This window comes from Marinobacter sp. BSs20148, assembly GCF_000283275.1.
GTDB lineage: Bacteria > Pseudomonadota > Gammaproteobacteria > Pseudomonadales > Oleiphilaceae > Marinobacter > Marinobacter psychrophilus.
On record NC_018268.1, the window covers coordinates 3,177,078 to 3,203,599 of the forward strand.

General features: G+C 53.9%; 23 protein-coding genes and 2 pseudogenes. 7 read left to right on the forward strand and 18 right to left on the reverse strand.

Annotated features, from left to right (window positions below; translation table 11 throughout):
• Positions 1–3: 3 nt before the first annotated feature.
• The 10 genes and pseudogenes from MRBBS_RS14525 to MRBBS_RS14570 form a co-directional block, all read right to left on the reverse strand.
• Positions 4–1,077 (reverse strand): extracellular solute-binding protein, encoded by a 1,074-nt coding sequence (locus MRBBS_RS14525; protein WP_014872319.1) that lies wholly within the window; start codon positions 1,075–1,077, stop codon positions 4–6.
• Between the two features lie 116 nt (positions 1,078–1,193).
• Positions 1,194–2,327: a cell division protein ZapE gene (gene zapE, locus MRBBS_RS14530; RefSeq protein ID WP_014872320.1), complete on the reverse strand. Its 1,134-nt coding sequence runs from the start codon at positions 2,325–2,327 to the stop codon at positions 1,194–1,196.
• A gap of 15 nt (positions 2,328–2,342) precedes the next feature.
• Complete coding sequence (locus MRBBS_RS14535; protein WP_014872321.1) at positions 2,343–3,008, reverse strand: hypothetical protein; 666 nt, start codon at positions 3,006–3,008, stop codon at positions 2,343–2,345.
• Between the two features lie 197 nt (positions 3,009–3,205).
• Positions 3,206–3,517, reverse strand: coding sequence for an AzlD family protein (locus MRBBS_RS14540; protein WP_014872322.1), 312 nt, complete (start codon positions 3,515–3,517; stop codon positions 3,206–3,208).
• Positions 3,514–4,194, reverse strand: a complete 681-nt coding sequence (locus tag MRBBS_RS14545) for an AzlC family ABC transporter permease (protein WP_014872323.1) — start codon at positions 4,192–4,194, stop codon at positions 3,514–3,516. The genes MRBBS_RS14540 and MRBBS_RS14545 overlap by 4 nt, the downstream gene beginning before the upstream one ends.
• Positions 4,195–4,355: 161 nt before the next feature.
• The gene (locus MRBBS_RS14550; protein WP_014872324.1) at positions 4,356–5,663 is read right to left on the reverse strand and encodes a short-chain fatty acid transporter; all 1,308 of its coding nucleotides are present in this window, start codon (positions 5,661–5,663) and stop codon (positions 4,356–4,358) included.
• A 206-nt stretch (positions 5,664–5,869) separates the two neighbouring features.
• Positions 5,870–6,613 (reverse strand): ABC transporter substrate-binding protein, encoded by a 744-nt coding sequence (locus MRBBS_RS14555; RefSeq protein WP_227497679.1) that lies wholly within the window; start codon positions 6,611–6,613, stop codon positions 5,870–5,872.
• 389 nt (positions 6,614–7,002) lie between these two features.
• Positions 7,003–7,394: pseudogene (locus tag MRBBS_RS14560) on the reverse strand (hypothetical protein).
• Positions 7,395–7,674: 280 nt separating this feature from the next.
• Positions 7,675–8,559, reverse strand: coding sequence for a ZIP family metal transporter (locus MRBBS_RS14565; RefSeq protein ID WP_014872329.1), 885 nt, complete (start codon positions 8,557–8,559; stop codon positions 7,675–7,677).
• Between the two features lie 169 nt (positions 8,560–8,728).
• Positions 8,729–9,199 carry a winged helix-turn-helix transcriptional regulator gene (locus tag MRBBS_RS14570; RefSeq protein ID WP_014872330.1) on the reverse strand — a complete coding sequence of 157 codons (471 nt, stop codon included), beginning with the start codon at positions 9,197–9,199 and terminating at the stop codon, positions 8,729–8,731.
• Positions 9,200–9,338: 139 nt separating this feature from the next.
• Between MRBBS_RS14570 and MRBBS_RS14575 the strand changes: the two genes are divergently transcribed.
• Complete coding sequence (locus tag MRBBS_RS14575; protein WP_041635323.1) at positions 9,339–10,451, forward strand: NADH:flavin oxidoreductase; 1,113 nt, start codon at positions 9,339–9,341, stop codon at positions 10,449–10,451.
• Between the two features lie 46 nt (positions 10,452–10,497).
• Here MRBBS_RS14575 and pntB read toward each other — a convergent pair whose 3' ends face one another.
• Complete coding sequence (gene pntB / locus MRBBS_RS14580) at positions 10,498–11,892, reverse strand: Re/Si-specific NAD(P)(+) transhydrogenase subunit beta (RefSeq protein WP_041635324.1); 1,395 nt, start codon at positions 11,890–11,892, stop codon at positions 10,498–10,500.
• Positions 11,893–11,904: 12 nt separating this feature from the next.
• On the reverse strand, positions 11,905–13,482 hold the full coding sequence (locus tag MRBBS_RS14585) for a Re/Si-specific NAD(P)(+) transhydrogenase subunit alpha (RefSeq protein WP_014872332.1): 1,578 nt from the start codon (positions 13,480–13,482) through the stop codon (positions 11,905–11,907).
• Positions 13,483–13,748: 266 nt separating this feature from the next.
• On the opposite strand from MRBBS_RS14585, the pseudogene MRBBS_RS19170 reads away from it, so the two are divergent.
• Positions 13,749–13,856 (forward strand): annotated as a pseudogene (locus MRBBS_RS19170) (SDR family oxidoreductase); the annotation flags it as partial.
• 121 nt (positions 13,857–13,977) lie between these two features.
• On the opposite strand, the gene MRBBS_RS14595 reads toward MRBBS_RS19170, so the two are convergent.
• Positions 13,978–15,858 (reverse strand): methyl-accepting chemotaxis protein, encoded by a 1,881-nt coding sequence (locus MRBBS_RS14595; RefSeq protein WP_014872334.1) that lies wholly within the window; start codon positions 15,856–15,858, stop codon positions 13,978–13,980.
• Positions 15,859–16,355: 497 nt separating this feature from the next.
• Here MRBBS_RS14595 and MRBBS_RS14600 point away from each other — a divergent pair, with 497 nt between their 5' ends.
• From MRBBS_RS14600 to MRBBS_RS14610, 3 genes are read left to right on the forward strand one after another with little or no spacing between them, the layout of a single operon-like run.
• A complete protein-coding gene (locus tag MRBBS_RS14600) occupies positions 16,356–17,726 on the forward strand; it encodes an NAD(P)-binding domain-containing protein (protein ID WP_014872335.1) in 1,371 nt (456 codons plus the stop codon).
• A complete protein-coding gene (locus MRBBS_RS14605) occupies positions 17,723–18,814 on the forward strand; it encodes a DMT family transporter (protein WP_014872336.1) in 1,092 nt (363 codons plus the stop codon). Before MRBBS_RS14600 ends, MRBBS_RS14605 begins: the two co-directional genes overlap by 4 nt.
• A gap of 15 nt (positions 18,815–18,829) precedes the next feature.
• Positions 18,830–19,123, forward strand: a complete 294-nt coding sequence (locus tag MRBBS_RS14610; RefSeq protein WP_014872337.1) for a hypothetical protein — start codon at positions 18,830–18,832, stop codon at positions 19,121–19,123.
• 195 nt (positions 19,124–19,318) lie between these two features.
• Here the strand turns inward: MRBBS_RS14610 and MRBBS_RS14615 are convergent, their stop codons facing one another.
• The 3 genes from MRBBS_RS14615 to MRBBS_RS14625 form a co-directional block, all read right to left on the reverse strand.
• Positions 19,319–19,558, reverse strand: coding sequence for a VF530 family DNA-binding protein (locus MRBBS_RS14615; protein ID WP_014872338.1), 240 nt, complete (start codon positions 19,556–19,558; stop codon positions 19,319–19,321).
• Between the two features lie 55 nt (positions 19,559–19,613).
• The gene (locus MRBBS_RS14620; RefSeq protein ID WP_014872339.1) at positions 19,614–20,120 is read right to left on the reverse strand and encodes a C40 family peptidase; all 507 of its coding nucleotides are present in this window, start codon (positions 20,118–20,120) and stop codon (positions 19,614–19,616) included.
• A gap of 124 nt (positions 20,121–20,244) precedes the next feature.
• On the reverse strand, positions 20,245–21,138 hold the full coding sequence (locus MRBBS_RS14625; RefSeq protein WP_014872340.1) for a DMT family transporter: 894 nt from the start codon (positions 21,136–21,138) through the stop codon (positions 20,245–20,247).
• Positions 21,139–21,557: 419 nt separating this feature from the next.
• On the opposite strand from MRBBS_RS14625, the gene MRBBS_RS14635 reads away from it, so the two are divergent.
• Positions 21,558–22,658: a Leu/Phe/Val dehydrogenase gene (locus MRBBS_RS14635; RefSeq protein ID WP_014872341.1), complete on the forward strand. Its 1,101-nt coding sequence runs from the start codon at positions 21,558–21,560 to the stop codon at positions 22,656–22,658.
• Between the two features lie 51 nt (positions 22,659–22,709).
• A complete protein-coding gene (locus tag MRBBS_RS14640; RefSeq protein ID WP_014872342.1) occupies positions 22,710–24,119 on the forward strand; it encodes a sodium-dependent transporter in 1,410 nt (469 codons plus the stop codon).
• Positions 24,120–24,183: 64 nt separating this feature from the next.
• Here MRBBS_RS14640 and MRBBS_RS14645 read toward each other — a convergent pair whose 3' ends face one another.
• Positions 24,184–24,606 carry a tetratricopeptide repeat protein gene (locus MRBBS_RS14645; RefSeq protein ID WP_014872343.1) on the reverse strand — a complete coding sequence of 141 codons (423 nt, stop codon included), beginning with the start codon at positions 24,604–24,606 and terminating at the stop codon, positions 24,184–24,186.
• Positions 24,607–24,819: 213 nt separating this feature from the next.
• The gene (gene betA / locus MRBBS_RS14650; RefSeq protein ID WP_014872344.1) at positions 24,820–26,505 is read right to left on the reverse strand and encodes a choline dehydrogenase; all 1,686 of its coding nucleotides are present in this window, start codon (positions 26,503–26,505) and stop codon (positions 24,820–24,822) included.
• Positions 26,506–26,522: the final 17 nt, after the last annotated feature.

Consider the following 26,522-nt stretch of genomic DNA (forward strand, 5'->3'; position numbering starts at 1 on the left):
AGCTTAATTAGCGGCTTTCACCCGATCGAGTACCTTGCCTTCCATTTCTTCCAAACCGGCGGGAACGGGCGGGTACCAGTTGATATTATCCAGATCCACTTCTGGAAAGCTCTGTTTGAACTGGGCTTTCAGTGTGTCATTCACAAATTCATCACTGCCTTTGGACGCCGTAAAGTTGCCGGCAGACTCGGTAATACGGGCCGCAACTTCGGGCTGCATCACAAAGTTGATCCACTTGTAAGCGGCGTCTTCGGCTTGGGTTTTGCGCGGCAACACAAAGGTATCAATCCAGCCCAGCGCACCGGATCCGGGCGCCACAAACGTGATGTCCGGGTTTTCTGAGTTAAGCTTCCAGCCACCCGCATCCCAGGCCATAGCCGCAGACACTTCGCCCGAACGCATCAGGTTCAGCAAGGCGTCGCCGCCGGACCAATAGGCTTTTACATTGCTCTTACAGGAGACCAGTTTTTCTTCCACTTTATCCAGAATGGCCTGGTATTTTTCCGTATCGCCGTAAGCGGCGAATGGGTCTTCACCGAGTGCGAACGCAAAACCAATCAATGTGGGACGCTTCAAGCGATAAGACACAGAGCCACTTAACGAGTCATCACACAGATCGGTGTAATCTTTCACCGTGCCTGCGGCCTCGCGGTTAACGATCAGGCCACTGGTGCCCCAAACGTGCGGAACACCGTAAACCTCGCCTTCAAATTCGGTGTTCTTTTTAGTGGCTGCCAACATGGAGGGGATGATCTTTGCCGTGTCGATTTTGCTCAGATCCATCGGCTTATAAATATCGAAATCCGCCTGGGCGCTTACAATGCGGTCCTGGCTTGGCTGGGCCAGGTCAAAGCCCGCGCCGCGTGTGGCACGCAGCTTTGAAATCATGTCTTCATTGTTGGAGAGGGTTATTTTAACTTCAATGCCAGTTTCTTTCTCGAATTGCTCAACCACATCCTGTGGCGCGTAACCGCCCCATGTCAGCAGCCGAAGTGTTTCAGCCTGGGCCGACATCGAAAACGTCGCTGTTACCGCAGTAACCAGTGTCAAAACCTTGAATTGATGCAGAAATTTCATGATTTGGCCTGTCCTTGTGAACAATGAAAAACAATGAAGAGCAACTTATAAGCCTAACTGTAGTGGGTTACAGATTTTTGACAAGTCATTGATTCGCCTCAGTTGCATTTAGCGTTTCAAGAGTTACTTTCGGAGCTTACCGCAGACTGCCCAAATCGCCGAAACTGCATTTCTTGCAGGCGGCTAAGGGCGCGGCGAAACGGGAACCCCAACGCGCCCCGGCTGTATAGCTGGTTTAACGGCACGGCCGCGCTCAGGTACAGCGGAATACTGCGGTCGTAGCACTCATCTAACAGCGCAATGAATCGGCGCACGCCGTCATCCTGGCGCGACAGCGCAGGCAACTGACGGTCTCCGGCGGCAACCTGCGTTACGCCATCTTCGGTGCCACGGGCAATCGCCGTTTGTTGCCCAGCGCCTGTGAGTTGGGGCACGTCGCTCAAAAAAATATGGGAGAAACAATCACACATCTCGATAAAATCTTGTGCGGCCAGTGGCTGCTCACATAGATCGTTATAGCGGCACCACAGCAGGCGCTCGCTGCGCCGGACCACCTTGATGTACCGATGGCCCAACAGCACCGGTTGGCTATGGGTTTGCTCGCCGCTAATGAGTAACTCTGTGAACGCCGCCTCCAAAGCCTGGGGCTGGTTAACCCAATAGCGTTGTTGGCTTTGGCCAGGATGTAACCGATGGTCTTGGCCGCCATCCACGCTCACAACCTGCATCTGCTGGTTGAGTGCGGTAATAGCCGGCAGCAGTCGTTCACGATTAAAGCCATCTGCGTACAACTCATCCGGTGGCTGGTTTGACGTTGTCACCAATACCAACCTTTGCGCAAGTAATTCACGCAATAAACCACCGACAAGAATGGCATCGCCAATGTCACTGATGAAAAGCTCATCAAGGCACAACACCCGTGCCTCGGCCGCCAACTCCTGCACCAAAAGGCGCAGCGGATTTTCCTGTCCGGTTAACTGAAACAAGCGCCGGTGAACCCAGCGAATAAAATGATGGAAGTGTTGTCGCCGGGCAGGCACGGCTAAAGCCTGATGAAAACGATCCATTAACCAGGTTTTTCCACGCCCCACCGGCCCCCAGAGATACACGCCTTGAACATCCGGGTCGGCTGATTGCAACTGTTCATAGCAGCGCTGCAAACTCAAAGCAGCCCGTTGCTGAGCGGGGTCCTCTTTAAAACCTGCGGCCAGTGCCTGCTGGTAGGTCGCATAGGGGGAAAGCACAGTCATTCAGGTTGTTTTTCCTCAGCTCGCGCGCCCGAACATTCTGTCGAGGAAACCGGCGGTTTTTATCTCTGGCATTGGCAAGCTGTCTGCTTCGGCCGTTGCCTTGCGCCAGAACTTATGCGGGTCGTCTAGCTCTGCCACTAACGCCCGCTGCTCCGCAGTGTAATGGTTATGTTCGCCGGTCAAACCCTGTGCAATCAGCGCTTGTGCCCACAGGTAAAGGGTACCGCGAACGATTTTGAGAATCTTGCAGTATTCCTCGCGACTTACATTAATCGCAAGCTCTGCACTCAGGTTGATTTGTTTCTGAAGAACGGCGGTTATCTCTTTACTCAACTGCATCCGTTTACCGTTACCTTTTTTGCTGCTCACGCAGAACTGTTCCAGATCTTTGACGCCTTCGGTCAGATCCAGCCGGCCAAAGTCCGTTGTTTGCTGAGGTTTCACTGGCGCTGGAATCCAGCCATATTGGGGAGATTTTGCAACAATATGGCCGGGCAAACCGCGGCGATATGGCGGTGCAGCATCCGCATTCTGATAGCCGTCAAATTCAGTCCTTAACCAAGCCGACATATTCTTGTGTCGCAGCATCATGGCAAAGGTGATCGCTGAAGGCATAATGCCTTCAAGCAATTCCGATGAATCCTGAGTTCGCTCTTCAAGCTGGGTAGCAGATACTGACATAATCCCCCCCTAAAGCAACTGGAGTTATCGTATTCCTGTCGCTAGAAATTGTTGTTTTTTATTCAGTTCGCTTAATCGAATATCAGAACTAAAAAATAGCCAATACACCGGTTGGCCACTGTTGTTAAAAGGTTGTTAATTTGTAACATTGCGTATTAGTAGCGGCCACGAATTCGGCAATACTCGGCGCCGGGATTTTAAAACAGATAACGCAAAGCCGCCGCGGCGAAGACACCGGCCGCAATCGCTGGCAAGGGTTTTTGAAGGACCAGCATAGTTACAGCGGTTACTGACAAAGCAGCAAGCGCCCCTGCATCGCCCTCAAAGGCCATGGGCACTATGATAGCGATAAGCACAGAGCTGGCCATGGTGTTAATAAAGCTCTCTATGCGAGGGCTTATCCGCACGAAGGACATGATAAACACGCCGCCAAAACGGGTCGCCAAGGTTACCAGCGTCATGATCAGTATCAGTACCAAAACGCCTGTTGTGGTGGTGTCAATGGTCACGTGGGTGTTTCCCCGGCCGTCTCTTTGCCCGGTTTTTCCTCAAGCCAGAAAAACCCGACCACACCGCCAGCAAGGGCGCCTGCGACAACGTGTGTGTTGGCGGGCAGCCATTTCCATGCGGCTAACGACGCCAGCGCAGCCAGCGCCCAGGCAACAAGAATTCGCGGGCTCTTCTTCCCGCCTAAAGCCATGGACAGAAGAAAGCAGCCCAAAACCATGTCTAACCCCAGGTTCTTCGGATTCTGCAGCAGCCCGCCAAAGTAGACGCCTAACCAGGTGCCTAAAATCCACGCCAGCCAAAGCACCAGACCACCGCCCAGAATAACCTCCAGGTTACGATTACCTCTTTGGTAATCCTGAGCGGCTATTGCCCAGTTGGCGTCGGTAAGAACCAGAAGCAGGCTATAACGTTTGGCGGGCGCTACGTCTTTCAACATAGGGTAAAGCGACGCGCCCATCAGCAGATGCCGGGAGTTGATCGCGAACACCACGACCATAACAGGGATCACCGAGACCTCGGCGCCCCACATATCAAGCGTGGCAAACTGCGAGGCCCCGGCGAACACCAGGGTACTCATCAGAATAGTGTCTAAAGGGGCCAGCCCTTTCTGCACCGCCGCCAAACCAAACGCAGCACCAAACGCCACCACAAATAGGGAAATGGGGAGCATCCGCATGAGCTCGGAGCGAATCCGGGTGGGCTGAAAACGGTATGGATACAACGTGCTTTTCATAGGCGCAGGCTAAGTAGGTTTTGAGGGGGCGTGTGTCAGTCGTTTTTCTACAAGCTGAACCACAACCTGGAGCCAATATGCCCCAGATTGTAATCAGCACGGTTTTAGAGCCAGGTAAGACCAACGCTGATAATCACGCCGGTGATGATAAGCAGCATCAGGCAGTATCCCATAATGTCCTTGGCTTTAAGCCCTGCAATGGCAAGAACCGGTAATGCCCAGAAGGGTTGCAGCAGGTTGGTCCATGCATCGCCCCAGGCAACGGCCATAGCCACGCGCGGAATGCTTGCACCAAGCTCTTGAGCCGCAGGCAACATAACAGGCGCTTGCACGGCCCACTGGCCACCGCCGGAGGGAACGAATATGTTGACCAGCCCGGCGCTGATGAAGCTCCAGAACGGCAAGCTCTCGGCTGTCGCGATGGACACAAAGCCTGATGAAATGCTTGCGGCAAGGCCCGAGGCCGTCATTACGCCCATAATACCGGCGTAGAACGGAAACTGAATAACAATGCCTGAGCCGCCTTTAACCGCTTCGTGCAGGCTATCAAGTAGGCGTTTAGGCGTCTGATGCAGAATAACGGCCAAGAACAGAAACATGAAATTGACGATGTTCAAGTTCAAACCACCGCCGTCCATAAAATACTGAAAAATAAACGCCAACCCGCTAAAACCAATCAGCCAGGCCAATACCCGGCTGTTTTCAAGATGATCTGCCGGGCGTTTTATAGAAACGCTGGTGTCTGGTTCATCATTTAACACCGCTGGGTCTACGTACACGCTGTCTTCTTCGCTCGGCAACATCAGGCGATTTATCAGCGGAACAACAATAAACAGCGCCCCGATGATGGCAAGGTTGAAGAATGCAAAGATGGTTTCGCCCGAACCAATAACGCCAATAATATCCTGACTAAAGTGGCCTTCGGTCGCTATAACCAGCGGAATGGAGCCGGCTAGGCCCCCGTGCCAAACAATAAAACCAGAATAGGCGCTTGCGATCAAAAGCGGATAGTGAACCCTGACTTGCCGGGCTAGCGCCTTGGCAAAAAGAGCGCCCACAACCAGGCCGAATCCCCAGTTAATCCAGCTTGCAATAAGCGCTACAAAGGTCACCAGAATAATAGCTTGGCCCGGCGTACTGGCCAGTGCGGCAACGCGGTTCAGTATTCCCCGAACAAACGGCGTGCTCGCCAACATGAACCCTGTAACCAGAACAAGCAGCATCTGCATCGAGAACGTGAGCAGGCTCCAGAAAGCGTCGCCCCACATTTCAATCACAGCCATTGGGCCGTGACCTTCAAACGCCATAGCGGCACCGAAAGAGACCAGGGTCAGGATGATTACAAAGATGTACGGATCTGGCAGATACTTATCGACCAGACTGACCATTGGCCGGGCGGCTCTATCGAGCATTGATATTTTCCTTGTTTTTTTATTTATTTATTTACAAAAGCTTAGGTTTTTCTGAGCCTGAATTCAAGAAATAAGTGCAGTACTAATGATTCGGGAGCTTTTACCAAGTGCAGAGGCGATTCAACGGTCATTCGCCTTAAGGTAGATCCACGTAACGGCAACACTCCGATGGCGACGGCGAGTGGCGCTTGCAAAAAATGACATGGTTATAACTCGCTAAGCTCTGACAAAGCACCACAGCACTGCTCAATCGCCAGATGAATAAAATCACGAATCCCCGGCAGGTTTCGGCGATTTTTCATCCACACAACATGCTCGATGACATCATCCGTGGCCTCGGTAACCGGCAGCACTTTCAGCCGCGAGTCAGCACATAAATCCTGCTCCAGCGCGGACCCATTGTCGAAACCCAGAGACTGGGCCAACTTGTCGGCGTCTTTATTAAACGTCGGGTAAAATTTTTCTAACAGGTGCTTGGGCAAAAATGGCTGAGCATGATCTTGGGCAAAGTTATCCGGATAGCCCGGCGCAGGTTCATTCATCACGAACTGAACGGTGGTGTCATTCAGCGCTTCGACTTTCACCGGCTTACCTGCAGAAAGGAAGCGATCTTTCGACGTCTCGATAACATTGCGATCCATCTGAATGTTGTTGTACCAGAGGGCAATATCATGGGCGGTGAAAGGTGCTCCGTCAGACCACTTATGGCCCTGACGCAGTGTTACTTTCAGCACTGTGAAATCTGCATTCCAGTCCCAGGATTTCGCAACGTTACGCACCACAGTCGCTAAATCATCGCTGAACCGGACGAGATTGACGCGACGAACAGACAGCAAATCAGAGGTGCCGGACTCAGTCGCTTTGGAGGTTCCATGCAGCACACCCCCGTACTGACCGATGCTTTGATAAGGCACAATAATCAAGGGTTCCAGCGGCAGGCGCCGGACCACAGGCAACAACTTAGCATTACCGGCAATACGGCTGTTCAGTTGCTTGATCGCCGGGTTTTCACTGAAGCTCAGGGTGCAGCCCTGCAGGGTTTAAAATTCGATTTTCTCAAATATGTTTGGGTAGACACCACCTGCATCAGGTCCGGTAACGGGAAGGCATGATGCAACCACTACATTGCTCGCAATCGGTGCTATTGCGCCTGCGATGAAAAATCTAGACATGGGTTTGCTTCTGTCGTATTGAAGTTTGGTCTTCAGTTGAGGCTTGTATTTCAGTTGAGTAAGCGTTACCAAGATCGGGCACAGTCCATTGCCGCGTTCGCAAAACAGCGTGCTGCTGTCCCTGGCTGACAGGGTTTCATCCAGATCGAAGATTGCCAGAGTCGCTGCTACAACCCTGAGATTATAAGAGAAGTTGCAACCGGTTTGTTGTGGCCTTTGATACCCAAAAGTTCACAGACAGTGCCGCACAACTCAAGCTGGCGAGGTGCAGCAGCGGCATCGTCAACATTCATCGAATGCACTAAAAGAAAATCAGGATCGTGGTGATGGCGCAACCATTCGGCATCCAGATAAAGATGGCTGTCTGGATAGGTGTCTTGGTGATAGAAAATGCCGTGCTGGATCAACTGCTCCGGATCGTTGGTAAAGCGATCTCGCACTGCATTTTGTACAGTGGTGCCTTGCCCTGCTCCGTTAGCCCCTGCAAAAATCCCATACACTGTTGCGCGGTCTCATAAGCAAGACCATCCAGCACCACCAGTATCACTTTCTTCGACATAGCTTTCACCAGACCAGAGTTGTAAGCCATGGACCGAAGCGTACAGACAAATTGTGAATTCTAGAGGACAGATAAAAGATGTTTTGATGACAACGCACTATAAACGGTTGCAAGGCAAAGATTTGGTTATGGGTTTTCTATAGACAGAAAAATCGGTCAGCGACAACAAGAGGAGACTGACCCAGCCCCCCCTTGTTGTGGCCTATAGCGCCGGACCGAACGTTGCGATCACGTTATTCTTGATTCGTCGGTCATAGGGCCAGAACCAGAAGCTTGGTGTTCAAAGTGCTGTATCGAGAAGCATCATTAAAACAAACCCGATTATAAGCCCACCCGTTGCCCAGCTTTCGTGCCCGGCGCGATGGGATTCGGGAATGATTTCATGACTGATCACAAACAGCATTGCGCCGGCCGCAATCGCCAACCCCCAGGGCAGAAGATGAACCGAAAGGCCGATCAAGGCGACGCCCAACAGGGCCGCGACAGGCTCCACCAAACCAGAGAGGGCACCAACGCCAATCGCTAACCCTTTGCTGTAACCAACGCTCATCAAGGCCAACGCAACCACAAAACCTTCGGGAATATCCTGTATCGCAATACCCACCGCCAGGGCCTTTGCACCCACCAGATCCGGCCCGGCAAATGAAACACCAATCGCCATGCCTTCAGGAAAGTTATGCAACACGATTGCCGTAACAAAAAGCCAGACCCGTTTAAGCCTTGTTGCCTGCTCAATATTGGTTTCGGATCGGGCGCCGCCCTCAAGACCTTTAACAAAATGTTCATGGGGCACAACCCGCTCAATCATCAGCAAACCCAGAGCGCCCAGTATGATGCCACCACCAACAATACCCCCGGCCAGCCAAGAACCTGCGCCCTGATCAGCGGCAGTATCCAGTGCCGGTATAATCAATGAAAACGACGTTGCTGCCAGCATAACCCCGGCGCCAAAGCCCATCAGCGTATCGGTAAAACGCTGCGAAAGCTGGCGCGTTAAAATGGCAGGAATTGTACCCAGCGCCGTCGCCCCAGCGGCAAACAAACCGCCCAGCAGCGCGCCTGTCATATGCGGATCACCCGCAGCCAAACGCATGTATATGCCGGGCAACAACGCAACGAAACCGCCAATCAGAATCGTCAAGACTACCCAGTATCGCAATGCCATAAACTCACCTTGTGTTCATTATGTCGCCAGCGTGGCGCCCAACGCCTGTAGCTGGAATCCGCAGGCGTTCATCATGCTTGAGTTTCGCCATTTGCACAAAACCTGGAACGCTCGCAGAGAGTGCTAAAAAGGTAACGGACCAAGCAAAAGGCCTAAGACTTGCAGGTTATCAGGCAGAGTCTTTTTTGGTGCCGGGCACCGGCGACCCCGATACGAAAACGTCCCGCACAGTAATAGGCTCACCTTCGGCGTTCTGTACCTGAACCATTTGGATCGGCTGCCCTGTTGTCCGGTCGTGCAAATCCAGCGAGGCGTCGTCGGACCCAGGGTTCCATTTATTTCCCCACTGGCGCAGGGCAATAACCACCGGAAACAGATCCCGGCCTTTTTCGGTAAGTCGGTACTCAAAGCGGGAGCCGTGCTCGCCAACATCTACTTTTTTCAGCACGCCGTTGTCCACCAGGCGGGCTAAGCGGTCGCACAGGATATTTTTGGCGATACCCAGCTCTTGCTGAAAGTCCACGAAACGCCGAGTGCCATACATGGCGTGCAGCACAACAAGCAAAGACCACCAGTCTCCTACTTGATTCAGGGCACGGGCGACGGAGCAGTTAGAATCATCAAAACGTTTTTTAGCCATGGATCAAAGTTTACAGAATTCGGTTGCATATTGAAACCAGATTAAATACAGTTGCGTTAAGAGACCAAATTAGTGAGGTAGCTACTGGCTTTCCCCACCATCCGATTCAACATCGAAATGCTTCAAGGAGTCGTAACGAATGACCATGAACCTGGGCCCCATGTTTGAACCTTTCAACGTTCATAACCTGATACTCCGCAACCGCGTTGCCATGGCACCCATGACCCGGAGTTTCTCGCCTAACGGCGTTCCCGGCGAGAACGTGGTTGCCTATTATCGGCGCCGTGCCGAAGCCGGTATAGGCCTTATCATTACGGAGGGCACCACAGTGAATCATCCCGCGGCCAGTGGTTATCCCGATGTACCCACTTTTCACGGTGTTGATGCGTTGGCGGGCTGGAAGAAGGTAGTCGATGCCGTGCACGAAGGCGGTGGCGCTATCTTCCCGCAGCTCTGGCACGTGGGTTCGGTGCGCAAAGAAGGCGCAGCGCCAGATCCCTCGGTTCCCGGCTACAGCCCGTCAGGTCTGTTTGCGCCCGGCAAACCGAGTGGCAGGGCAATGAGCAAAGAAGACATCGATAATGTTGTGACCGCGTTTGCCGACGCCGCACAAGACGCCAAAGCGTTGGGGTTTGACGGCGTGGAGATTCACGGCGCCCACGGTTATCTGCTTGACCAGTTTCTGTGGGAAGGCACCAACCAGCGCGATGACGAGTACGGCGGCAGCATGGAAAACCGCCTGCGTTTCGTGGTCGAGATTGTGGCAGCGATTCGCCACCGTGTGGGCCCCGAATTTCCCATCATGCTGCGTTTTTCCCAGTGGAAGCAGCAAGACTATGGCGCAAAACTGGTGCACAGCCCGGAACAGCTCGAGCAGTTCCTCAAGCCGTTAGTTGAAGCCGGTGTGGATATTTTCCATGCCTCAACTCGCCGTTTCTGGGAACCGGAATTCGAAGGCTCTGACCTTAATCTTGCAGGCTGGACTCAGAAGCTGTCGGGCAAGCCCGCCATGTCTGTTGGCAGCGTTGGCCTGACAGAAGATTTCATTAGCGGCACTATGGCCAGCAAGCAAGAGTCGGTTGAACAGTCGGGTATCGACGAGCTGGTAAAGCGCATGAACAACCACGAATTCGAGCTTATTGCTGTCGGCAGAGCACTGCTTCAAGACCCGGAATGGCTCACCAAAGTGAAGGAAGGGCGGCTTGGCGAGGTGGACGATTTCGCCCGCAAATCCCTCACCAAGCTTTACTGAGTCTAACCAAAGCATACCCTCTCTATGGCAGAGAGGGTCAAATCACTCAGCCCCGCAACGCACCCACCAGTTTGTCGATGCTGTCTTTGGCATCGCCAAAGAGCATGCGGGAGTTGTCTTTGAAGAACAGCGGGTTTTCCACCCCGGCATAACCCGTGGCCATCCCGCGTTTAAGAATCACCACCTGCCGTGCCTTCCAAACCTCAAGCACCGGCATGCCAGCGATCGGGCTGCCAGGATCTTCTGCTGCCGCCGGGTTCACTGTGTCGTTAGCACCGATAACCAGCACCACGTCGGTCTGCGGGAAATCGCCGTTGATTTCGTCCATCTCCAGCACGATGTCGTAAGACACATTCGCTTCCGCCAGCAGTACGTTCATGTGCCCGGGCAGTCGGCCTGCAACCGGATGAATGCCAAAACGCACCGTTGTTCCGCGCGCCTTCAGCAGTTTGGTCATCTCACTAACCCCATTCTGGGCCTGGGCTACGGCCATGCCGTAACCCGGTACGATAATCACCGAATCGGCGTTACGCAGTTCCTCACACACCTCGTCAATGTTGGTTTCCAAAGCGGTTTGATCAGATCCGGCAGCGGCAGAACTGCTGCTGGTTTGACCGAAGCCACCCAAAATAACGCTGACAAACGACCGGTTCATGGCCTTGCACATAATATAACTGAGGATCGCGCCGCTGCTGCCAACCAGCGCACCGGTTACGATCAGCAAGTCATTGCCCAGCATGAAACCAATAGACGCGGCGGCCCAGCCGGAATAGCTGTTGAGCATAGAAACCACTACTGGCATGTCGGCACCGCCAATAGCCATGATCAAATGCGCACCCAAAGCGGCGGCAATCAGCGTCATCAGTACCAGTGCAATCACGCCCACGGACATGCTATCGGAGCTCAGAAACCAGGCGCCCAACAGTACCGTTGCCAATAGCGCTGCCAGGTTTATCAGGTGCCTACCTGGCAATGTAAGAGCTTTGCTGTCGATACGGCCATTCAGTTTGCCGCAGGCAATCAGTGAGCCGGTGAAGGTGACGGCACCAATGAATACTCCTAGAAGCACTTCCACCAGCTTAATGGTTTGCTCGGCACCGGTTGTTTGTTTCAGCGGTTCGATGTAACCAGAAAAGCCCACCAGTACCGCAGCCAAGCCGACAAAGCTGTGCAGCAGCGCCACCAACTGTGGCATTTGGGTCATTTCGACCTTATTGGCGATAACAATGCCAATGCTGGCCCCCGCCAGCACCGCAATCACAATAACAACAAGCCCGCTGTCGCTAACGCTGGCCACCGTAGCCACTAGCGCAATGAGAATGCCGGCAACCCCGTAAAGATTGCCGCGGCGCGATGATTCCTGGTGGCTTAAGCCTCCAAGGCTGAGGATAAACAATACGCTAGCGACCACATAGGCCACACTCACAAGTCCTGAACTCATAGCGGGTGCCTCCTAGCGGCGGAACATTTTAAGCATGCGATGGGTAACCCGAAAGCCACCCCCTACGTTGATGCTGGCAATCAGCACCGCCACAAACGCCATAATTCCAACCGCAAGACTCTCCGCCTGCGCCAGGTGCAATATGGCGCCAATCACGATAATGCCGCTTATGGCATTGGTCACACTCATCAACGGTGTGTGCAAAGAAGGCGTTACATTCCAGACAACCTGATAGCCAATAAAGCAGGCCAGCACGAACACAGTAAAGTGCCTCAGAAAGCTATCCGGTGCGTGAGCGCCGATGCCATAAAGCGCGGCAACGGTGACAATCAACAGAACGCCCTTACCGATTAAACTGCGGCGGTCAGACTTCTTGCGCGCGGCGGCCTTCTGTTCCGCTGAGGGCTCTTCGGTGCCGGGCGCAGCCTTGGGACTGACCGGCGTTTGCGGTTGCGGTGGTGGCCAGGTTATTTCTGATTCCAGCACCACGGTCAGGCCACGGATAACATCGTCTTCCATGTTTACCTTTGGCTGGCCGTTTTTCTCTGGTGTCAGTTCGGTGACAAGGTGAAACAGGTTGGTGGAGTAAAGGTCACTGGCCACTTTGGCCATGCGGCTTGGCAGATCGGTGTAACCGATCAGCGTAACGTCATGCTTCTCGACAATTTTGCCAGGCTCGGTGAGCTCGCAGTTGCCGCCGCGTTCGGACGCCAAGTCGACAATCACGCTGCCGGGCTTCATGGATTTCACCATGTCTGCGGTAATTAACTTAGGTGCGGGTCTGCCGGGAATAAGAGCGGTGGTGATGATGATATCCACCTCTTTGGCCTGTTCCGCAAAAAGCGCCATCTCCGCCTTGATGAACTCATCGCTCATCTGCTTGGCGTAACCGCCAGTGCCACTGCCTTCTTCATCACCAAAATCCAGTTGCAAGAATTCAGCGCCCATACTTTCAATCTGTTCTTTCACTTCCAGCCGGGTGTCGAACGCTCGCACAATCGCGCCCAAGCTGTTGGCAGCGCCTACAGCCGCAAGCCCGGCTACGCCGGCACCTATGACCATCACTTTGGCTGGCGGTACCTTTCCCGCGGCTGTCATCTGGCCGGTAAAGAAGCGTCCAAAATGACTGGCCGCCTCCACCACCGCGCGGTATCCGGCAATATTCGCCATGGCGCTTAGCGCATCCATTTTCTGGGCCCGGCTGATTCGCGGCAGGCTGTCGATAGCGAAAGTAGTCACCTTACGGGCGGAAAGCTTTTCCAGGAGTTCAGAGTTCTGGCCCGGCCAGATATAACTGACCAGAAATCCGCCTTCCTTTATTAAATCGGCTTCGTGCTGACCCAGCGCCGGATTTTCCATCGGTGCACGAACCTTCAGAATAAAGTCCGAGTCATTCCACAAAGCGCCAGCGTCCGCTGCAATGTTCGCGCCCACAGCCTCATAGGCCAAATCGTGATAGTGCGCTGCCTCACCTGCACCCGTCTCTACCGTAACCTCATAACCAAGCGCGATCAGTTTATGCACCGAGGGTGGCGTTGCCGCAACCCGTCGCTCGTCTAGGTAAATTTCCTTTGGAATACCGATCTTCATATGTAGATATCCTTCAGCTGAACCGATGAATCCTATCTATATCCTAGTGCAACTTTAGGACAATGTCCGTCTTACGTTTTATTGCGAACAACAGATTATTGCGCACACCAGAAATCTCGATGAGCCGAAAACAGATCGGCGCCAAATCACGCCCAGCTTTTCCCGTGCGGTGGCACGCAGCGTCTTTGCCAGCTAGGTTGAAATAGTGCTGCCGTTTTATGCGTTGATTCTTCGCGTCATATCTATGGCCGCGCATGTTCATCAACGGGCAAAACCAAACGCCGGAAGACATGGGACAACTTGCGGTGTATTTGGCCAGCGCCGCCCACGTGACCGGGCAAGCTATTGCGGTGGATGGCGGATTTTCGCTTTGACGAAAAAACGCTTTCAGACTTACTCTCTCTGAACACTCGCAAAAAACTGGCTTTTTACCGAATTACAAAACATCAAAAATCAAACCAGTTGGGCCTCGCTGCACCGGAGGACCCCAACTGGCTAGACACTGAAGCGCCGTGTGCTTTCGGAAATCACGTTAGCCTGCTTGGACAAACGCTGATTCTGCCTACCAAGCTCAGCGCCAATGGCTTGCGTTTCGACAGTCTGCCCACGGATTTCTTCCATTTTTTGCGCAATGTCCTCAGTGGTGACGGAAATTTCCTCCACGGCAACCACCACCTGATCCATTTCTGAGTTCAGGGTAACAATCGATTGAGCCACCCCACCCATAGCGCCTGCAATCTGCGACGCATGGTGTTCACCTTCTTTCGCAATTTTGAGCCCGTTGTTAGCCAGGGTGTCCATGCTGGTGGTCTGCAAGTTGAGCTCGTCAATAATGCCAACAATGTTGGTGGTGGCGGCAACGGTTTTTTGTGCCAGGGTGCGAACTTCGTCAGCCACCACTGAAAAGCCGCGCCCTGCGTCACCCGCCCGAGCAGCTTCAATTGCAGCGTTGAGCGCCAGTAGATTGGTTTGGTCCGCCAAACTGTTGATAACGCCAATAATGCCGGTGACTTTGGCGCTGGCCTGAATGAGCAGTTTGACATGGCCATGGGTATCTTGAATCACGCCTGACAACAGGCGCACTGAGGTCGCGCTGTCTTCAACCACGCGAGCCCCTGACTGCGCCGACTCATTGGCGGCCTGAGTTGCAATACCCACCTGCGATGTGCGTTCGGCAACATCGTTCAGGGTGACGGATATTTGTTGACTGGCAGTGGCTGCCAGGATGGTTTGGGATTCAACTATTTCATTGTTCTGCGTCAGTCGAACCATGGTTTTTTCAAGCTCATGATGAACCTCGATCAAATCCCGGGTGCCTGCAATGGACTCTCGCATCAGCGCGCCGATTTTGTCGATCATCTGATTGGTAGCACTGCCCAGAATGTTGAATTCATCGTTGGCATTGTCGCCAAGTGACAGTTTCTTGGTGAGGTCGCCCTCTGACACCCGCGACAAGAGCTCAACCACCCGGTTGAGCTGGCTAACCAGAGCCCGCGAGGTAAGGAACAGCACCAGAACCAACAAAGGTGCAAACAGTAAAATAGAGCCAATGCTGACCATTTTGGCCGACACTTTGGCGTTTTCGGCGCTCAAAAGAGTGCTCGCTATAAGACCGGATTGCAGAGACTCAGCTTGCGCTATAACTTGTTGCTGAAGGGTGCCGCCGGCTTGTTCCGCATTGTTGGAAGTGGTGGCAATTTGCTGCAGAACGGCATCAGCTCGGTCAAACGCGTCACGGTACTCGCGGGTTTTTTCGCCAATCACGATGTCTTCCCACTCGTATTCTTTAACAAAGTCTTCCAGCACCTTAATGGCTTGGCTTGAAGCTTCCGCCAGCGCGGGATCGCGAGTGTTCATGTAATTATAGGATGTTCTCTCGATTTCAAGAATAGCCTCATCAATCAGGCCGAATGACTCCTCTTGGAGTTGTGCCATAACGTCAGCGATTTCCTGGCGAATCCCAGCCGAGTCAGACAAACCGAGCACATTTACCTGCTGCAGCCATTCCCGCCGCAGTGTCACATAACGTTCCGCTTCCGTATGAATGGATTCTGCAAAGCGGATACTGCCTGGATCGTTCAGCTGATTAGCTTGGCGTTGCAGTGCCTTGGCGTCTGATGTGAGCTCATCAAGATCTGCCAGCAACTCACTCTGGTCATCCCCGGAGAGCGTGTTGAGCTGTTTTTCAACAGCGTTCCATTTACTGGCAAGATTACTCGCACTGGTTTGGTAGCGTGATATCTGATAGACGGACTCATAGGAAGATGAAACAGTCTCTAATCCCCAGAGAATGGCCCCGGCAATAATAGTCATACCAGTCAGTGTTGCGATGATGAGCATCTGGAACTTCTGACGCCAGGACAAATTGAACTTCACGATGTAGTCTCCATTGGAGTTGTCGAGCACTTACGTATAAAAGTAAAACATATAATCGAGTTGCTTGATTTGAGTCAATACAAAATTTCTATTTCTGTCAGTGATGTATCGGCATTGTAAGGAGTAACTTTAGCTTCTCGAGCGTGAACCGGCACCCAGCAAAAACGTCGCAGCCCCAGATGTGCTAAGGTGCGGCCCTGACGTGCGAGCTACAAAGCATTTTCAATATGCTTTAGCCATTCAAGCGCTTTCCTCCAGCGTTTTCTCGACATTTTGCATGCAGATCTGTGGTCTTCCCACGCCTGACGCCCTGTCTCTTTCGACAGTTGCCGTCTATGTCCTATTCCGCCATCGGTCAATCCGAATTTGGTGTGTCTCACTGCGAAACCTCATGGCTTGATCGCTACCGTTCAAAGCTGAGCCCTTTTTCGCTGCCAAGTTGTCGCCCTGGCCGCTCTCGCCCGGTGCTCGATACAACGCCCTAAACAGGAAACATTATGAGTTTTAAAATTGCCATTTTAGGTGCAGGCCCAAGCGGCTTGGCCCAATTACGTGCTTTTGAAGCAGCCCGCGACGCCGGTGCAGATATCCCCGAAATCGTATGCTACGAAAAACAGAATGACTGGGGCGGTCTTTGGAACTACACCTGGCGCACGGGCCTGGACGCCTATGGCGAGCCCGTTCACAGCAGCATGTACCGCTATTTATGGTCAAACGGCCCCAAGGAATGTCTGGAGTTCGCGGATTACAGCTTCGAGGAACATTTTGGGCGCCCCATCCCGTCTTACCCGCCCCGCGCCGTCCTGCGCGACTACATTATGGGCCGTGTGGCCAAGAGCAATGTGCGACAGTACATTCGCTTTAATACCGCGGTGCACTGGGTTGACTACAACGAAACCAGCGGCAAGTTCGCAGTGACCGTGCGAGACCTAAAACAGGACAAACTGAACACCGAAGAGTTCGACCATGTCATCGTTGCTACCGGGCACTTTTCGACCCCCAACGTGCCATATTTTGAAGGTCTGGAGCAGTTTCCCGGCCGTGTGCTGCACGCCCACGATTTCCGCGACGCTTGCGAGTTCAAAGGTAAGGATCTTTTGCTGATCGGCAGCAGCTATTCCGCAGAAGACATAGGCACACAGTGCCACAAGTACGGCGCCAAATCGGTCACCTTCAGCTATCGCTCACAGCCCATGGGCTTCGATTGGCCGGAATCCTTCACCGAACTGCCGTTGTTAACGGAAGTGATCGGCAAGACGGCCCATTTTAAGGATGGCACCAGCAAAAAAGTTGACGCGATCATTCTGTGTACCGGGTACCAGCATCACTTCCCGTTTCTGCCCAACGAACTGACGCTGACCACGCACAACCGGATGTACCCGGAAGGCCTGTACAAGGGCATCGTTTCCCTGGCCAATCCCAAGCTGATATTCCTTGGCATGCAGGATCAATACTACACTTTCAACATGTTCGACGCCCAGGCCTGGTATGCCCGTGATGTCATGCTCGGCCGCATCACACTGCCGGCAGACGACGCCATGGCGGCCGATAGCCGTGAATGGGTCGCCCGTGAACTGAAGCTCGTCGATCCCGTCGACGAGATAGATTTTCAGGCCGCGTACATACAGGATCTGCTTGAATCTACCGACTACCCAGCGTTCGATGTAACCGCCGTTGCCGGTATTTTCAAGCAATGGGAACACGATAAAGAAGCGGACATTCTTGGCTACCGCAACAGGAGCTACCGCTCCACGCTGACGGGCACCCTGGCGCCGGTGCACCATACGCCCTGGATGGATGCGATGGACGATTCGCTGGAAGCCTTCCTCAAGGTGAAGCAAGAGCAGCCAGCAAAGGAGACTGTATGAATCAACCAAACCTGAGCCAGGCTCGGTCGCGGTTCACCTCCAGCAGCATACGCTGGGGCTTTATGTGGGCTATGTGGGCCGCCGTACTCTGGGGTGCCTGGTATGTGCCAGGCTCCGCGGTGTGGTTTGAAGCGCCCTATATTAACTTGAGTTTCGATACCAACGCCCAGTTTCTGCTGGCTGCGGCGGTGCTGACCACCTTCAACGCCATTGCCGTGTTGTTTTTTCTGTTTGTCTGGAACGGGGTATTGGGCAAACTGGGGGAATATGTTCGCACCATCAGACAGATGCGTTTTATATCCAAGTGGTTCTTTATTGGCGCCATATTCGGCGGCCCGATGGCCATCTTTGGCTCGTATCTGGCGATAGGTTACATCGGCGGGGCCTTCGCGGCCATTTCAGCGCTGATGTATCCCATCATCGGCGCCACCCTGGCCAGGCTCTGGTATCAGGAGAAGATCACCAAACGCGCAGCGGTCGGTATTTTTATCATCCTGGCAGGTGGCGTGACAGTTTATGCACCCGGCATTATTGCTGAAATCACGGGCACCGGCGACGCCGGCTGGCTTGGCTATCTGGGCGGCGCAATGGCTGCCATTGGCTGGGGTGTAGAGGGCGCAATCGCAGGCCGCGGTCTTGATGTGGCCGATCCGGATGTGGGTATTACGGTGAGGTTCACAGCCGAAGTCCTGTATTGGGTTGTGCTGATTTTACCAGCGATCTACCTCTTCACCGACCAACCGGTTGTTGAACTGGTCATCGCCACATTTAACTGGGCGGTCATCGGCTGGCTGATGCTGGCGGGCGTGAGCTTCGCGTTCTGCTATGTCTCCTGGTACAAATCTTTCCCACTGATAGGCGTTGGGCGAGGGCAAGCGATTGCGGCGTTGTACGGGCTTTTTGCCGTCATCTTCCTCGCCGCATTCACCCTCGAATTTCCGGATTGGAACTTCCTTGCAGGCTTGGCTCTGTTCGTAATAGGCGGGTTTGTCATGTTCACGGAAAGCGACGAAGTGCTTGAGGTAGTCCGTGCCGTGTCGAGCGACACCAAAACGTCCACCGCCACCGCGAGTGCGGCCAGCTCATGATCATTGGAGCAAACCATGAATAAATTACACATGAAAGGCCGCATTCTACAGCTGATACATGACCGGCAGCATGACGGCATCTGGGACTGGCAAATCACCGATGCGGTGATGAGTGAATACGGCCTCAGTGGTCCCTACTGGCGTGGCAATACCCGCGTCACACTGACTGACTTGTTCTCCAGCGGCATTATCGAAAGCGTTGAAGAAGAGCTCGATCATCAAGCCTATTTTGGCGCTGGCCGCGTGTTGTTCAAATTCAGGCTCAACGACTTCGGTCGTCAACGGATGCGCGACACCGCACTGGCCTGATAGCCAGTGCCACCTAAAATTTTGACCAAGGAGACACTATGTCTGATTTCTGGGGTTATCCGGGGGCTGACATGCTCGCCGTTGCCGTTATTATTGTGCTCAGTGGCCTGGCCCTGTACCAGGCACGCACCTTTGTAACCAAGCTTTAAACGCAAACGCTGGCCGCCCTTTCGGGCGCGCCAGCACCCATTGTAGTCACACCTTCCCGCTATGATTTCCTTCAAATGTTGATAGATACAGGTCTTCAACCTTATCTCTGGCCCACTGGGTTCTGCGTAAAAACTTCAACGACGATTTGATGGACGGATCGCTCTTAAAACAATTTATGTTGATTCTTTGAGCCAACCCCTCCCAGCCGTAATGCTGTTCCAGCCTGGTCACAATCTTCTCAAGCGTCACTCCGTGCAACGGGCTATTCGGTTGTTCTTCACTCATGCTTTAAATACACCGTTATTTATTGAAGGGGAGCCGGTGGCATCCAGACCGAAGACTAATAAAATCTTCGAGCCTGACTGATCCGGCCGCGCCAGTAGTAGCCATTAAGGGATGAACGCATAACGCCAGACGATGTCGATGCGTGAATAAAACTGTCATCGCCCATGTAGATGCCTGCGTGCTGATCCTTTCCCTTTATAATAAAAAACACCAGATCGCCGGTGCGCAGGTCGTCCAGGGGAACTCTTTCTCCGGCAGCCAGCATCTGATGAGTGGTGCGGGGTAAACGGCGCCCTATGGCTTCGTGATATGCAGTGGTGATGAAACCAGAGCAATCAAAACCACTGGCAGACGTACCTCCGTAGCGATAAGGCGTGCCTTCATAACGGTCGAACACCCGCCAAAGTTGCTGGGCTGTCGCCATTTCACTAACGGTAGCGGGCAATTCTGACGGCTGCCAGCGATTGTTGTCTGATGTACCAAGATTTTGAGTGCTGGCACAGCCGCCAAGGCCAAACAGTATCGCGATAGTCAACAGCGGTAGCAGCGATCGCCATGTCATTGGAATTGCCCTCGAAACGTTCAGTATGAAACTACTGTAAAAGCCCGTGTGCTCCGTGTCAGGTTAAACATTGCATTTAAGTGTGTCTTGTCCGCCGACTGGAAGAAGCTGGCGCAAGATAGGGTCACTGTGCCGGTTGTTTGCGCCCCGTAACCGCAAGTGCCACACCGGTGATAGACACCACACCACCGGCTATGGCCAAGACACCCAGGCGCTCATCGAACAACCAAAAGGCTTGCAGCGCGGTGACCGGCGGCACCAAATAAAACAGGCTGGCCACCTGAGACGCCGCACCCCGACGAATCAGCAGCATGAGCAATAGAATGGCACCGATCGATACCCCGAACACCAGCCACGCCATAGACAACTGTAATTGGATATTCCAGACCACCTCGCGGGTTTCAAGCGCGAACGCACCGATCGCGAAAAACACCGCGGCGGCGCTGTACTGAATAAAGGTTCCCGCCACCAGGTTAACGCTCTCACCATGGCGCTTCTGGTAAACCGTGCCTACCGAAATACCGAACAATGACAGCATCGCCCACCCTAGAGTCCACAGGGGAAAGCCCTCTATCCCGGGCCCGCCACCCAGCTTTTCCGTCAGCACCAGGCTTACGCCCAGCAATCCCAGCGACAAACCCACCCACTGCCGCAGCGTAACCGACTCACGCAATATCACCACCGCCGCCAACGCCGTGACCAGAGGCTGCAGCCCAACAATCAGTGAAATAATCCCGGACGGCATGCCACCCTGAATAGCGTAATAGACACCGCCCAGGTAACAGCCATGCACCAGCAAACCGGTAACCGCAGTGTGTCCCGCCCCGCGCCAAGACGGCCAGGTAACCTTTAGCACTAGAGCCAGCACGCCCAACAGCACCAGCGTGAACAGCATCCGGTAAAGCAACAACGTGAAAGGTTCGGCGTAGGGTAAGCCGTACTTGGCACCAATAAACCCGGTGCTCCAGAGCCATACAAACACGGCGGGCACAACATAAATCTGGAACGCAGAACGCATGCAAATAGCCTTATAAACGTGGAGTAGTGACTGACATCCGGAACGAGCCTATTTTCCAGCCATAGAGCGGGTAAAGCAAAAGGTTCCAAAATGAACTTGAGTTTGGAGGAGATTTTCCGGTTAACGATTGACCCCTGAGCTTTCAAAGATTAGCTTAAAGACTACCCGACCCCAAAAGGGCAATCCCCTTCGGGAGATCCGGGTGCATGAAATCAAACGCCGGCCACAAGCCGGACGACAAAAACAACACCGCCACTGCCGCCGAGATCCGGCCAGGTGGAGAGGATTTCAAAATGTCTATATCAACACGTCTCCAAGGCATATTGTGCCGTGTACAATCGCGTCTATCTGTTCAGATAATCACTTTATATTTCCGCGAGTTAGCGTCCACTTGGGCCAAGGAAGAAAGGTGATCCTCCATGACCGTATTCAGCCATCCCGAATTTGATAACCACGAAAACCTGTCGTTCGTCTGTGACCCGGAAACCGGACTCAAAGCTATTGTAGCTGTGCACAACACTTCCCGTGGCCCCGCTCTGGGCGGTTGCAGAATGTTCCCCTATGCCAGCGATGAAGAAGCCCTGCGCGATGTACTGCGACTTTCGAAAGGCATGACTTACAAATCTGCACTGGCCAATCTTGACCTCGGCGGCGGCAAATCGGTGATCATTGGCGACCCGCGCAAGCAAAAAAGCGAAGCCTTACTGGAATCCATGGGCAAACACCTCGAGGGGCTTGGCGGCCAATACATTGCCGCAGAAGATTCCGGCACCAGCGTGGCGGACCTGAAAGTCATGGGGAGGCATACGAAGCACGTCGCCGGCATTGTCGAGCGTATCGGTTTTGACGGCCAGCCCAGTAATGGAGACCCATCTCCTGCCACAGCCTACGGCACCTTTGTGGGTTTAAAAGCAGCGGTAAAGTACAAGCTTGGCCGCGAAGATCTGACCGGGTTGAAGGTGTCTATTCAGGGTGTGGGCAACGTGGGTTACCGCCTGGCCCGTCATCTCAAAGAAGCCGGCGCAGAACTCTGGGTATACGACATTCATTACGCCAACATGCAACGTGCGGTGGATGAACTGGGTGCCCACGCGGCTTCAGCCGAGAACATTCTGTTCCTGCCGGTGGACGTGGTTGCCCCCTGCGCCATGGGCGCCGTGCTTAACGACGACAGCATTCCCCGGCTGAAAGCTACGATCATTGCGGGCGCCGCCAACAATCTGTTGCTACGCCCGGATCACGATCAGGCCTTAAAGGACCACGGCATTCTTTATGCACCGGACTTCGCCATTAACGCCGGCGGCATCATCGACGTGTTCTACGAACGCACCGGCGCTCCACCAGAGAAAGTACGCGCCCATGTGGAAGGCATAGGCCGCACGCTTACCGAGATCTTTACACGCTCGGATCGCAGCGGTGTGCCAACCGGTGCGGTGGCCAACACGCTCGCTGAAGAACGCTTCCGAAAACACTCCGGCGTAGCTGCGGCATCGCCCGAGCGGCTTGTTGCCGCCAGATGATGAACGCCATTTGCTCTGCCAAACAAAAACAACGATCTAACAGGAAAAGATATGTCTGAATCACGTACGCCCACTGCAAAAGCGATAGAAGGCTCAAACGCCATACGCGGACTGTGGTCCTCACGCTTTGCTTTTATTCTTGCGGCCACGGGCTCTGCCATGGGCTTGGGTAATATCTGGAAATTCCCCTACATCACCGGTGAAAATGGCGGTGGCGCCTTTGTACTGGTTTATCTTCTGTGCATCGCCGCGATTGGCCTACCGATCATGATGGCCGAAGTGTTGATTGGTCGCCGCGGCGGTCGCAGCCCGGTTAACAGCCTCAAAGCGATTGCCGGCCACGACAGGTTGAACCCGGCCTGGCGCATGGTCGGTGTCATCGGAGTGATCGCCGGCTTCCTGATTTTGTCGTTCTACTCGGTGATTGGTGGCTGGGCGGTATCCTATGTGGGCACAGCGGCCAGCGGGCAACTCACAGGCCAATCTGCGGATGCCATTGGCGCCATCTTCTCTGACCTTCTGGCTGATCCTCTAACACTGCTGATGTGGCACACCCTGTTTATGGCCCTGGTTATGTTTGTGGTCGCAAAGGGCGTTCGTGCGGGACTTGAGCGTGCGGTCACTTTTCTGATGCCGGCCTTGTTTCTGCTGCTGCTCACGGTTGTAGGCTACGCCATGACAACCGGTGAGTTCGGCCGAGCTGTAACATTTCTGTTCCAACCGGACTTCTCCAAGCTCACTACCTCGGGCATTCTGGTGGCGCTGGGCCACGCCTTCTTCACTCTGAGCCTGGGCATGGCAGTGATGATGGCTTATGGCTCTTATCTGCCGAAAGGCATCTCCATCGCCAAAACCTCCATTGCCGTCTGCGTCATCGATACCGGGGTGGCGCTGCTTGCCGGCCTGGCCATCTTCCCGATTGTGTTTGCGAACGGCCTTGAGCCCGGTGCCGGCCCTGGGCTGATCTTTCAGACCCTGCCGCTGGCATTCGGCCAGATGCCCATGGGCAGCTTGTTCGGAACTCTGTTCTTTGTATTGCTGATATTCGCCGCTTGGACGTCGGGCATTTCCCTGCTGGAGCCCATCGTTGAATGGCTGGAAGAACAAAAAGGCATGAACCGCACCCGCAGCACGCTGGCCGCAGGCTTCGTGTGCTGGCTACTGGGCATTGCGTCGATTCTTTCCCTAAACCTGTGGTCCGATTTTGCGCCACTGGGCTGGATCGGCATGCTTGAGGGCAAAACGATCTTTGATCTTCTCGACTTCTTCACCGCCAACATTCTACTGCCCCTGGGCGGACTGCTGGTTGCCGTGTTCGCCGGCTGGGTGATGTCGCGGGAGGCGATGGAAAAGGAGCTGGCGCTGTCAAAGCCTATGTTCCGCCTGTGGTACATCACCGTGCGCTACATTACGCCAGTGGCTGTGGGCGCGGTATTTATCTACAACCTGTTCGGATCGTAAGCAGCGCCAGGTAATTAGATTTTCTATAACGGATTGGGGAGGCCTGCAAGGCCTTCCCATTAGTTTAGCTCCCCACCTCGGCGCGTTGTTCCCAATACCGGGCCCGCTCCGTATCCTCTTGCACGCCCGTGCCTGTCCGGTAAGCCTTTGCTGTTTCCTCAATACCGAAACGGTCGCCTGATTCTGCCAGTCTGAGGAACCATTGAAAGGCATTTGCGTCACTTTGCTCAACCCCTTTGCCTTCGGCGTACATGTTGGCGACGTTCAGCATGCCCTGGCGGTTGCCATCTTTAGCTAGGGTCATATAGCGTTCAAACGCCAGATCATACTGGCCCATTTTGTACACTGCATAGGCTTCCAGCACCCGGATCATATCCCGGGCAACACGAGTCTGGTCGTCTGCCGGCTGTGCCTGTGTTGTGGTCGGCACCAGGGCGATCAGGACCACAAGCGCCATCGCCTTGAGTGCGTGCCTGATGGGTTGCATAAGAGCGTCCTTTGCAGGTGGCGTGAAGTTTGTTTGATCGATTCACGTTAGCAGCACAGGCGGGGAAGGTGAACGGTACTTAAGTACCTTATCGCTCGATTAAACACGCCTAAACGCTGGCTGGCAGCTTCAGTCCTGCGGAAAGATAGGGAAGTCCTGATGGTTTGCGAAGCCCGCGAGCATTGCGCCGCGGGCCGGGATGCTGAAGCGGCGCTAGCTCTGTTGCCGCTTTGCCTCTCCTGAACGCTGACGTACCTGCCATTGTTCATCCATGACAACAGGTGCCTCTAAAGATTGGAGGGGCTCCTTGCCCCGGATCAGATCAGCGGCGCGCTCCGCAACCATGATGGTAGGCGCGTTCAGGTTGCCATTGGGTATGGTTGGAAAAATCGATGAATCCACAACACGCAGATTTTTGATGCCATGAACCCGAGTTTGTGGATCTACCACTGCACGCTCATCGATACCCATCTTGCAGGTGCAGGATGGGTGATAAGCGCTCTCTACCGTCTGCCGAACAAAAGCGTCAATTTGCTCGTCGCTGTCAACCGCGGTACCTGGCTGAATTTCCTCCCCGCGGTACTCATCCATTGCTGGCTGATTAATAATCTCCCGGGTCAGGCGAACGCACGCCCGAAAACCTTCCCGGTCGGCTTCGTGCTGTAAATAGTTGAACTGTATCCGTGGTGCTTCTTTTGGGTCAGCAGAATGTACGTGCACGGTGCCGCGGCTTTTGGGTTTATTGTGGCCAACGTGCAGCTGAAATCCGTCGCCGTCAAACGCTTCTTTGCCGTCATAACGCATTGCCGCAGGCAGGAAATGGTATTGCATATCGGGCCATTCCACGCCCGCTTTGGAACGGATAAAACCGCACGATTCGAAGTGGTTGGTGGCACCAAGGCCATCTTTTTTCAGAATCCAGCGCACGCCTATTTTCAGTTTGTTCCACCAGTCGAGCTTGCCGTTTAACGACACCGGCTGTTCACAGCGGAACTGAAAATAAAACTCCAGATGATCCTGCAGGTTTTCACCCACCCCCGGCAGCTCGTGCTTGACCTCAATGCCGGCCTTTTCCAGAACCTCGCGGTTACCAATGCCAGAAAGCTGCAACAGATGCGGAGAACCGATGGACCCTGCCGATAAAATCACCTCTTCAGTGGCTTTCACCTCGTGAATCTTACCGCTCTGTTCGTAACGCACACCCGTAGCGGTATGACCGTCGAGAAGCACTTTGTGTACCAGAGCATGGGTAACCACGGTCAGATTGGGGCGACCCATAGCCGGCCGCAGATACGCATTCGCAGTAGACCAGCGACGACCATTTTTGACCGTCATGTGCATGCTGCCAAACCCTTCCTGCTGGGCGCCGTTATAGTCTTTTGTAGGCAAATAACCGGCGTCCTGACCTGCGTTAATAAAGGCCTTATACAGGGGGTTTTGCATATTGTTGCCGTTGTTTACGCCCAACGGACCGTCACCACCACGGTAGCGATCACCGCCGAATGCCCAAGTCTCCGCTTTTTTAAAATATGGCAGTACCTGTTGGTAATTCCAGCCTTCTGCGCCTTCCGATTCCCATTCGTCAAAGTCGCGGGCGTGGCCACGCACGTACACCATGCCATTAATGGACGACGATCCGCCCAGCACTTTGCCACGTGGGCAATGCATACGACGGCTGTCCAGATAGGGCTCCGGTTCGGTTTCGAACTGCCAGGCGAACTTTTTGGTGTTCATCGGAATAGATAAGGCGGTCGGCATTTGAATAAAGATGCTTTTGTCGCTACCACCGGTCTCCAGCAGCAAAACCTTACGCTGGGTATCTTCGGTCAGGCGGTTAGCCAGCACACAGCCAGCAGAGCCCGCGCCCACAATGATGAAGTCGTATTGGTTTTCTTTCACACACGTTCTCCTTTATA

Bases quoted from the DNA above. Each gene is read 5' to 3' on its own strand.
- MRBBS_RS14615 (WP_014872338.1), bottom strand. From the start codon at position 19,558: ATGAGTGAAGAACAACCGAATAGCCCGTTGCACGGAGTGACGCTTGAG.
- MRBBS_RS14620 (WP_014872339.1), bottom strand. From the start codon at position 20,120: ATGACATGGCGATCGCTGCTACCGCTGTTGACTATCGCGATACTGTTT.
- MRBBS_RS14640 (WP_014872342.1), top strand. From the start codon at position 22,710: ATGTCTGAATCACGTACGCCCACTGCAAAAGCGATAGAAGGCTCAAAC.
- MRBBS_RS14600 (WP_014872335.1), top strand. From the start codon at position 16,356: ATGAGTTTTAAAATTGCCATTTTAGGTGCAGGCCCAAGCGGCTTGGCC.
- zapE (WP_014872320.1), bottom strand. From the start codon at position 2,327: ATGACTGTGCTTTCCCCCTATGCGACCTACCAGCAGGCACTGGCCGCA.
- MRBBS_RS14625 (WP_014872340.1), bottom strand. From the start codon at position 21,138: ATGCGTTCTGCGTTCCAGATTTATGTTGTGCCCGCCGTGTTTGTATGG.
- MRBBS_RS14525 (WP_014872319.1), bottom strand. From the start codon at position 1,077: ATGAAATTTCTGCATCAATTCAAGGTTTTGACACTGGTTACTGCGGTA.
- MRBBS_RS14575 (WP_041635323.1), top strand. From the start codon at position 9,339: ATGACCATGAACCTGGGCCCCATGTTTGAACCTTTCAACGTTCATAAC.
- MRBBS_RS14585 (WP_014872332.1), bottom strand. From the start codon at position 13,482: ATGAAGATCGGTATTCCAAAGGAAATTTACCTAGACGAGCGACGGGTT.
- MRBBS_RS14635 (WP_014872341.1), top strand. From the start codon at position 21,558: ATGACCGTATTCAGCCATCCCGAATTTGATAACCACGAAAACCTGTCG.
- MRBBS_RS14570 (WP_014872330.1), bottom strand. From the start codon at position 9,199: ATGGCTAAAAAACGTTTTGATGATTCTAACTGCTCCGTCGCCCGTGCC.
- MRBBS_RS14645 (WP_014872343.1), bottom strand. From the start codon at position 24,606: ATGCAACCCATCAGGCACGCACTCAAGGCGATGGCGCTTGTGGTCCTG.
- pntB (WP_041635324.1), bottom strand. From the start codon at position 11,892: ATGAGTTCAGGACTTGTGAGTGTGGCCTATGTGGTCGCTAGCGTATTG.
- MRBBS_RS14550 (WP_014872324.1), bottom strand. From the start codon at position 5,663: ATGCTCGATAGAGCCGCCCGGCCAATGGTCAGTCTGGTCGATAAGTAT.
- MRBBS_RS14605 (WP_014872336.1), top strand. From the start codon at position 17,723: ATGAATCAACCAAACCTGAGCCAGGCTCGGTCGCGGTTCACCTCCAGC.
- MRBBS_RS14545 (WP_014872323.1), bottom strand. From the start codon at position 4,194: ATGCGGATGCTCCCCATTTCCCTATTTGTGGTGGCGTTTGGTGCTGCG.
- MRBBS_RS14610 (WP_014872337.1), top strand. From the start codon at position 18,830: ATGAATAAATTACACATGAAAGGCCGCATTCTACAGCTGATACATGAC.
- MRBBS_RS14535 (WP_014872321.1), bottom strand. From the start codon at position 3,008: ATGTCAGTATCTGCTACCCAGCTTGAAGAGCGAACTCAGGATTCATCG.
- MRBBS_RS14565 (WP_014872329.1), bottom strand. From the start codon at position 8,559: ATGGCATTGCGATACTGGGTAGTCTTGACGATTCTGATTGGCGGTTTC.